This is a genomic window from Clostridium sp. UBA6640 (assembly GCF_002455975.1).
Lineage (GTDB): Bacteria > Bacillota > Clostridia > Clostridiales > Clostridiaceae > Clostridium_J.
Map to the genome: position 1 here is coordinate 18315 of NZ_DKLM01000072.1, position 7830 is coordinate 26144.

Annotated in this window: 8 protein-coding genes and 1 riboswitch; of the genes, 3 read left to right on the top strand and 5 right to left on the bottom strand. The window is 27.2% G+C overall.

The window, feature by feature from the left end:
- Positions 1 to 136: 136 nt before the first annotated feature.
- From B2W91_RS07920 to B2W91_RS07930, 3 genes are all read left to right on the top strand, one after another.
- Positions 137 to 727 (top strand): L,D-transpeptidase family protein, encoded by a 591-nt coding sequence (locus B2W91_RS07920; RefSeq protein ID WP_291579881.1) that lies wholly within the window; start codon positions 137 to 139, stop codon positions 725 to 727.
- A gap of 528 nt (positions 728 to 1255) precedes the next feature.
- Entirely contained in the window at positions 1256 to 1747 is a 492-nt protein-coding gene (locus B2W91_RS07925; RefSeq protein ID WP_291579882.1) for a metallophosphoesterase family protein, read from the top strand.
- Positions 1748 to 1860: 113 nt separating this feature from the next.
- Positions 1861 to 2415 carry a biotin transporter BioY gene (locus tag B2W91_RS07930; RefSeq protein WP_291579883.1) on the top strand — a complete coding sequence of 185 codons (555 nt, stop codon included), beginning with the start codon at positions 1861 to 1863 and terminating at the stop codon, positions 2413 to 2415.
- Positions 2416 to 2726: 311 nt separating this feature from the next.
- On the opposite strand, the gene B2W91_RS07935 is transcribed toward B2W91_RS07930, so the two are convergent.
- From B2W91_RS07935 to B2W91_RS07955, 5 genes are all read right to left on the bottom strand, one after another.
- Positions 2727 to 3713, bottom strand: a complete 987-nt coding sequence (locus tag B2W91_RS07935) for a biotin--[acetyl-CoA-carboxylase] ligase (RefSeq protein WP_291579885.1) — start codon at positions 3711 to 3713, stop codon at positions 2727 to 2729.
- Between the two features lie 26 nt (positions 3714 to 3739).
- The gene (locus tag B2W91_RS07940; RefSeq protein WP_291579886.1) at positions 3740 to 4372 is read right to left on the bottom strand and encodes an HDIG domain-containing metalloprotein; all 633 of its coding nucleotides are present in this window, start codon (positions 4370 to 4372) and stop codon (positions 3740 to 3742) included.
- A gap of 304 nt (positions 4373 to 4676) precedes the next feature.
- On the bottom strand, positions 4677 to 5252 hold the full coding sequence (locus B2W91_RS07945) for a xanthine phosphoribosyltransferase (RefSeq protein ID WP_291579887.1): 576 nt from the start codon (positions 5250 to 5252) through the stop codon (positions 4677 to 4679).
- 114 nt (positions 5253 to 5366) lie between these two features.
- Positions 5367 to 5468: riboswitch (purine riboswitch) on the bottom strand.
- Positions 5469 to 5745: 277 nt separating this feature from the next.
- Entirely contained in the window at positions 5746 to 7101 is a 1356-nt protein-coding gene (locus B2W91_RS07950) for a YjiH family protein (RefSeq protein ID WP_291579888.1), read from the bottom strand.
- 391 nt (positions 7102 to 7492) lie between these two features.
- The gene (locus B2W91_RS07955; protein ID WP_291579889.1) at positions 7493 to 7750 is read right to left on the bottom strand and encodes a hypothetical protein; all 258 of its coding nucleotides are present in this window, start codon (positions 7748 to 7750) and stop codon (positions 7493 to 7495) included.
- Positions 7751 to 7830 lie beyond the last annotated feature (80 nt).

The window sequence follows — 7830 nt, forward strand, 5'->3', positions numbered from 1 at the left end:
TTAAATTTTCATTAAGGAATCCCATAAATACTATTCTGATAGTATTCTATTTGAAATAAAAGTTTTATTCTAAATAAAAAATGCTTTTCTTCATAAAATATAATTAGATTATTAAAATTATAGAGGAGTTAATTTTATGAACAAAAAAATTCTTGTCTTTATATTAATATTAGCAATTATAATTAATATTCCTAAGAATATATTTGCCTTATCCACCGAAAATTCTAATAAATCTCCTTATGTTATCATAATAGATTTAACTACAAATAAGATGCATATATTTAGAAATGATGTATTTGTAGAAGAATTCAGCTGTTCTGGCGGAAAAGCTTCTACTCCATCCCCTATAGGCACATGGAAAATAGTTAATAAAGGAATTTGGGGAGGAGGTTTTGGTGCTAGATGGATGGGATTAAACGTTCCTTGGGGGAAATATGGTATACATGGAAATAAAGATGAAGGGTCTATTGGCTGGAACTCTTCTCATGGTTGTATAAGAATGCATAATAAAGATGTAGCTAAAATCTATGGATATATTCCTATTGGTACTACAGTTATAATTCATGATGGCCCAACTAGAGAACTTAAAGAATTACGTCCTGGTATGATTGGGTCTGATGTATATAAAATGCAAAAGATTTTAAAAGAAAAAGGATACTTTAAAGGATATCTTAGTGGCAAATATGGAGAGGATTTTAAACATGCAGTACATAGCTTNNACGATTGACAATGGACAATTATGGACACTTCTCTCAAGAGAAGTTCTGAACTATTCCTTTTAAAAGTGACAAAGTCACTTTTATTAAAAAATCTATTAAAGAAATTAGTTTGATTAAAACTAATTTCCACCATAATTGTCAATTGTCCATTCTCACTCCTCCATTGATTAAAGTATCAAACTGTAACTTATATTCATATATACATTATATTTTAGAGTAGTTTATCTACATATAAGGGTAACATATTATGCTATTTTAAAATAGAATGAACTATGAAGAGTAAATCCAAAAGCTTTATTTTTTGTAAATATTATCAAGATAGACTTATACGATATTTTAATAGTTTTTCTTAAGGTTATATACAAGTTCTAAAAAATTATTAGAGCTTGTATATCTCTTTGAAAAAAACTATTTATTTAAATCTAATGATTTTAAAATTATCATACCCTTTGCATTTTTAAATAAATAATTTATAAGTTAAATTTTGATGTTATTTAACTTTACGTAAACAATTTACATTTAGGTGGAGATAAAATATGAAAATAGCAGTGATTTCAGATACCCATGTACGCAAACATATGGATAAAATTGAAAAGTTAATAACAAAATCCTTAAAAGATGTTGATTTAGTTATTCATGCTGGAGATTATACTAGTAATAAAGTTATACCCTATATTGAAAAATATCATAAATTTATTGGTGTCTATGGAAATAATGATAAAGGGGAAATTAGGTCTAAGGTAAAAGAAAAACAAATTATAACTTTAGATAAGTATAAAATTGGAGTGTATCATGGACATGGCTCTAAAAAAAGCACCCTTGATAATGTATATGAAATATTTAAAAATGATAGCTTAGATGTAATTATTTTTGGACATAGTCATAAGCCTTTTGTTACAACTAAAAATAAGACACTAATAATAAATCCTGGGTCACCTACTAGTAAAAGAAAGGAAAAATACTACTCTTATATAATTTTAGAACTGCTACCTGACGGCATAAATGCAAATATTAGGTTTTATTCTTAGTATTGTAAACCTATATATGTTTTTTTGTTGACTATTTATTTAAAATCCCCTAATATATTATTGTAAACTAATTTTATTTATTGTATTTACAATAATTTTTTAGGAGGACTTCCATGAAAATTAGAACTAAAGATTTTATACTTGTATCATTATTTGCTGCTTTAACTGCAGTAGGTGCTTTTATTACTATTTCCTTAGGTGCTGTGCCTATAACCTTGCAATTATTATTTACTCTTTTATCTGGCATTTTACTAGGAGGTAATTTAGGTGCATTATCCCAAATAGTTTATGTAGCTCTAGGACTTATAGGTCTTCCTATCTTTGCAGGTGGAAAAAGTGGTGTAGGCATAATATTTTCCCCTACCTTCGGATTTTTAATAGGTTATATTGTATGTGCATTTGTTGTAGGTACATTATGTAAAAACTTTACAACAAAAAAGAAAATTTCACTTTTTAATGTATTACTGACTTGTACATTAGGCGTAATACTAGTTTATTTATTGGGAGTACCATATATGTACCTTATATTAACTAGAATTAATAAAGTATCTATGACTTTTATAGGTGCATTAAAAGCTGGTTGTTTAATATTTTTACCTGGTGACTGTTTGAAAATTTTATTTTCCTCACTACTAGCGGTTAAAATAATACCAGCTATAAAGAGCTAACGAAAACTATAAACTTTAAAATTTAAGGATAAAAATTATATATATTTCTTAATTGCATAAATTATTTATAATTAGGAACTATTAAATTCATACCTTAAAACAATTCACAATTCACAATTGAGGTTTTTTATAAAAAATAACTAGATGATTTAAAAAGAATCAATTTTAAATTTCTCAGCTTCTGCTAAAAAATATTTACAATTGTGAGTTGTGAATTAAAAATATCTAAGGATATAGCTATTAGATATATATTAATTTTTTAGGTAATTTATCTATGTTAGCAATTGCTTTTTAAATGTGATAATTATTGTTTAAACATACCCATAAAGTCCTCTTACAGATACTTCTCCTGATATTATTTTACCTTTACTTTTATCTTCATACTCTACTAACAATTCTCCATCCTCATCTAAATCTAAAGCTTTTACAATAATTATTTTATTTCCATTGATTACCCTTACTTCTTTGCCTAATAATAAAGAATTTTTTCTACATATATCTACTGTAGATTCTATATTTCCATGATTTTTAAATTCATCATATAAGATTTCAAAATTATTTAATATCTTCGCAAATAATTCTTTTCTATTTATTTGCTCATTCTTCTCTATTTTTATAGATGTAGCCATATTTTTTAATTCCTCTGAAAAATCTTCTTCATCTACATTTGCGTTTAATCCTATACCCATAACAATATAATTAACTTTATCCATCTCTCCATTCATTTCTGTTAAAATTCCACAAAGCTTTTTATTGTTTAATACTATATCGTTAGGCCATTTAATTTTAGCATCTATTCCGATTTCTTCTAAAGCTTTATGAACTGCTGCTGCACCTATTAATGTAACCCTTGAAGCCATCATAGGATTTATATCAGGCTTTAGTATAATACTCATCCATATCCCTGAGCTTTTAGGTGATATCCAACTTCTTCCCAGCCTTCCTCTACCACTGGTCTGCTCTTCACTTACAATAACTGTACCTTCTTCTATATCTTCCATAGCTAAAGACTTTGCTGCTTTATTAGTTGAATCAATAGTATTATAATGACGAATATTTCTTCCTATATATTTAGTTTGTAGATATTCTTCTACTTCTTCATACCTTAATATATCTGGTGAGCTGACAAGTTTATATCCTTTTTTAGATATAGAAGTAATTTCATATCCCTCTTCTTTTAAAGCATTCATATATTTCCAAATAGCTGCCCGTGTGATTCCGAAATCTTTACTTAAATTTTCTCCAGAGATAAATTGATTTTTATTATCTTTTAATATTTTTAAAATCTTATTTTTCACCTATACTAACTTCCCTTCTAAAAACTCTAACTGTGTTCTAACTTGTACTTTTTACTTAACTCTAAAAACATTTTAACATTATTTTCTTCTTTTTCAATGAGTTCCTTATTATTATTACCTCTACCTAATCTGTCACTTATACCCAAAAGCCCAAGTTCATCTATCGATGCCTCTTTCACCATATTTTCTAAGTCACTAAAAGGAAGCTTTTTAACTACAAATAATATATGCATATGGTATCTTACTAATATTCTCACTTTTTCTATAAAATCTTTATCTTCACTAAAGCAGTTCAAAAATTCCTCAGCCATTTCGGCTCCTACCTTATCATGATCATAGGATGTGATTCTTCCTTTTCTTATTTTAGTAGTAGGAGCTTTTCCTATATCATGAAGTAGTGCAGCCCACATAAATATTCTTTTATCTTCACTTTTATTTCTTCTTTTTGCGGCTTCATCTATAACAAGCATAGTATGATTCCATACTGATCCTTCAGGATGATGTTCTTTAGATTGTTCTGTATATATCAAATCACTTAACATATTAAAGGGATACTCTTTAGGAAATAAATTATTATTAACTAAATCATTAAAGTAAGTAGATGGTTTTTCATCTTCTAATAAATGCTTTTCAAAATTTATAAAAAAATCTCTATTCATAATTATTCTCTCCTTATTTAAAATAGTCTTCTATTAGTATTTCCCTCTATTTTTTTATTTTAAGCATATTAAAATAATATAACTAATTAAAATCCTTTTAATATTTTCAATATCTTAACTAAAGCTATTTAATCTAATCATAATTATGGATTTTCCATTGTAAATTGGACATAACTGATGATATAGTGTAACACATTTTGTCATGCATTAATATAATAGTACTGTAAGTGCATACCTATAAAAATTCTCCTTATAATTAAAAGCTATGATGACTTCCATCTAAGTCACTCATAGCTTCCTTTTATTATTCATAAAATATTATTGTATTGTTTTCAAAACCTTTTATTCTAGCTAATGATTCTACTTGTATTCCAAGATCTTCTACCTTTCCTCTTCCTTCTTGAAATGATTTCTCAATAGCAATACCAACACCGGCTACTTCTCCACTTCCTTGCTTCACTATATTAACAAGTCCTAGAACCGCTTGTCCATTAGCTAAAAAATCATCTATTATTAAAATTTTATCTCCTTCATTTATAAATTTCTTAGTAACCCTTACCTTATATGATTTCTTCTTTGTGAAAGAATAAACTTCACTTTCATATGTATCCATATCCATATTCACAGCTTCATGTTTTTTTGCAAAAACTACAGGGCAATTATTAAAATACTGTGCTACTATGCAAGCTATACCTATTCCTGATGCCTCTACAGTTAATATTTTATTTATTTCTTTATTTTTAAACCTTTTCTGAAATTCTTTTCCCATTTCATTAAATAATTCTATATCGATTTGATGGTTTAAAAAATTATCAACTTTTACTACATCTTTTCCGATAAGGTTTCCTGCAGATAAAATTTTATCTTTTAATAATTTCATATATCATTCTCCTTTAACAAAAAATGACCCCTTACTTTCATAGGGGTTATTTTTTATAATCTCTAAATTTAAAAATTATAAAACAAATTGAAATTATAAATATCACTCTATAACTTCAAGTCTATTAAAGCCCATAGTCTGGTAATTTAAGGTCACCAAGTAGAAACATTTAATCCCTATCATTAAACTTATACGAGCTAATAATTCTATAAATATTATAGTTAATATATCACAGTTATCTCTAAAGTCAATAGCTATTTTAAAATTCATAAAGTTTTTCAAACATTTTAACTATATTTCTATTTTAATTTTTAATATAAAAATATTTTTTCCATTTAAGTATTCCAATTTTTTCAAATATAAAGCAACTAGTAATAAACAAATAGACTTCACTAATAGTTATACTATCAGTGAAGTCTATAAGGAAAGTATAAAAAATAATCTTACATCCTTGCTAATTATATTTTAATTATTATATAAAATATAATAATTTCTAGAAAATTATATGAGCTACTAAAACAATTATAGGCAAGGTTATTAGAGTACGTTGAATAAATATTATAAACAACTCCTTAATTGAAACCGGAATTTTTGAACCTATTAATAACCCTCCAACCTCTGACATATATATAAGCTGTGTTACAGAAACAGCGGCTATAACAAATCTGGTTAACTCACTTTCGATGGTACTTCCTATAATTGATGGTAAAAACATATCTGCGAAGCCAACTATAAAGGTTTGGGAGGCTGCTAATGCTTCAGGTACTTGCAGTAATTTTAGTATTGGGTAAAATGGCATTCCTAAAAATTTAAATACAGGGGTAAATTCAGCTACAATTAATGCCAATGTTCCAATTGCCATAACAATTGGAATAACCCCTAACCACATATCTAAAACATTTTTTACACCTTCCAATAAGAAATCTTTAATACTGGTATTCTTTTCTGCTCTTTCAAGAGCTTGATGAAATCCCCACTTTGTTCTAGTAAACCCCTCCGGAATTACTTCTCCAGCATCTTTAGGTTCAACATAATAGGTATCTTCTTTTCTTGATAGAGGTGGTATTCTTGGAGATATAATTGCTGCAAGAACTCCTGCTAAACAAATTGTTAGATAATATGGAACAAAATATTGCTCTAGCTGTACTGTTTGGAGTACAACAAGACTAAAGGTAATTGAAACTGCTGAGAAGGTAGTACCTATTACTGCTGCTTCACGTTTTGTATAATATCCCTCTTCATATTGTTTACTTGTTAATAAAACTCCTATTGTTCCATCACCAAGCCAAGAAGTGATACAATCTATTGAAGATCGGCCTGGTAATTTGAATACAGGTCTCATAATTTTGGTTAATAATGTTCCGAAAAATTCCAATAGCCCAAAGTTTAAAAGTAGTGGCAAAAGCATACCTGCAAAAAGAAAAACTGCGAATAAAACTGGTAATAAACCTGTTAAAAGCATTCCTCCTGTATCATCTGACCAAATCCATTGAGGTCCTACTTGAAATAACGCTAAAATTACAAATACCATACCAATAACTCTTGCACATAACCACAGTGGAGTTATATTAAATAATGAGTTTAAATATTTATTCTCTATTACAAATCTAGGCTTTACTATTTTAGTAATTATGGTACATATAGTGCTTATACATATTATTGTAGCTGTAATTGCTGGTAAATTTTCTTCTAAGATAGTAATTATCGAATTAGATAGTAGTGCAACTGGAATTGTTATCTCGCCATTAAAAGGAATTGGTATCATAAATAATACTACACCTATTAATGAAGGAATAATAAATCGTAATACCCTTGATGCTGTTTGAGGTTTTTTCTTTAAATCAATCATATTTTCCTCCTTATTTTCCAGAATATTCAATCTCTTTATATAATGGTAATACATAAATTGCCAACAACCAACCCTTATTCGTTAATTTATTTTTTATGTTTCTATGAATTAATCTCTAAAAGTTTATAAAGTTGTTACATTTCATAATCTGTATAATCAAATCAACTGTAATATTATGCAACTTATCTGGTAATTATTCATAACATATAAGCAATATAATATGACTATGAATTAAGGGCATACTACCCAAAGCACACCCTATTTAAACCTACAGTTAAGATAATATCCATACAACTTTTTTTATTTTACAATAATAGTAAGCTACTGTAAAATAAAAAATTTATATAAATATATTCTTTTCTCTATTAACTTATTATTTACAGTTATGTAATCATATTTTAAATAATATCCACTTACAACTGTTTAGGTCATATTTAATCTCATAAATCTTTTCCCTATTATTAATATTACTTTGGCACCTAAATATTATCATTAGATTTCCTGCTAGCTTCTCTTTTTCCCTATATATCACTTTATTTATTTTTACTACTTCTGTAGTTTCATTGACAACTCTAAATTTTACAGGATGTATTTCCCCGTCACTATCAAACCATGCAACCATATCAATAGGTTGTGCTACCACCTTCATATAAAACACTCCTTATAAATTATTTTTTTGAAGATGCCTTAAGTATATGGTTCCACAATAAAAATTTAACTTATACATGA

Coding starts and splice junctions, on each gene's coding strand:
- B2W91_RS07925 (WP_291579882.1), top strand. CDS start 1,256: ATGAAAATAGCAGTGATTTCAGATACCCATGTACGCAAACATATGGAT.
- B2W91_RS07930 (WP_291579883.1), top strand. CDS start 1,861: ATGAAAATTAGAACTAAAGATTTTATACTTGTATCATTATTTGCTGCT.
- B2W91_RS07940 (WP_291579886.1), bottom strand. CDS start 4,372: ATGAATAGAGATTTTTTTATAAATTTTGAAAAGCATTTATTAGAAGAT.
- B2W91_RS07945 (WP_291579887.1), bottom strand. CDS start 5,252: ATGAAATTATTAAAAGATAAAATTTTATCTGCAGGAAACCTTATCGGA.
- B2W91_RS07950 (WP_291579888.1), bottom strand. CDS start 7,101: ATGATTGATTTAAAGAAAAAACCTCAAACAGCATCAAGGGTATTACGA.
- B2W91_RS07955 (WP_291579889.1), bottom strand. CDS start 7,750: ATGAAGGTGGTAGCACAACCTATTGATATGGTTGCATGGTTTGATAGT.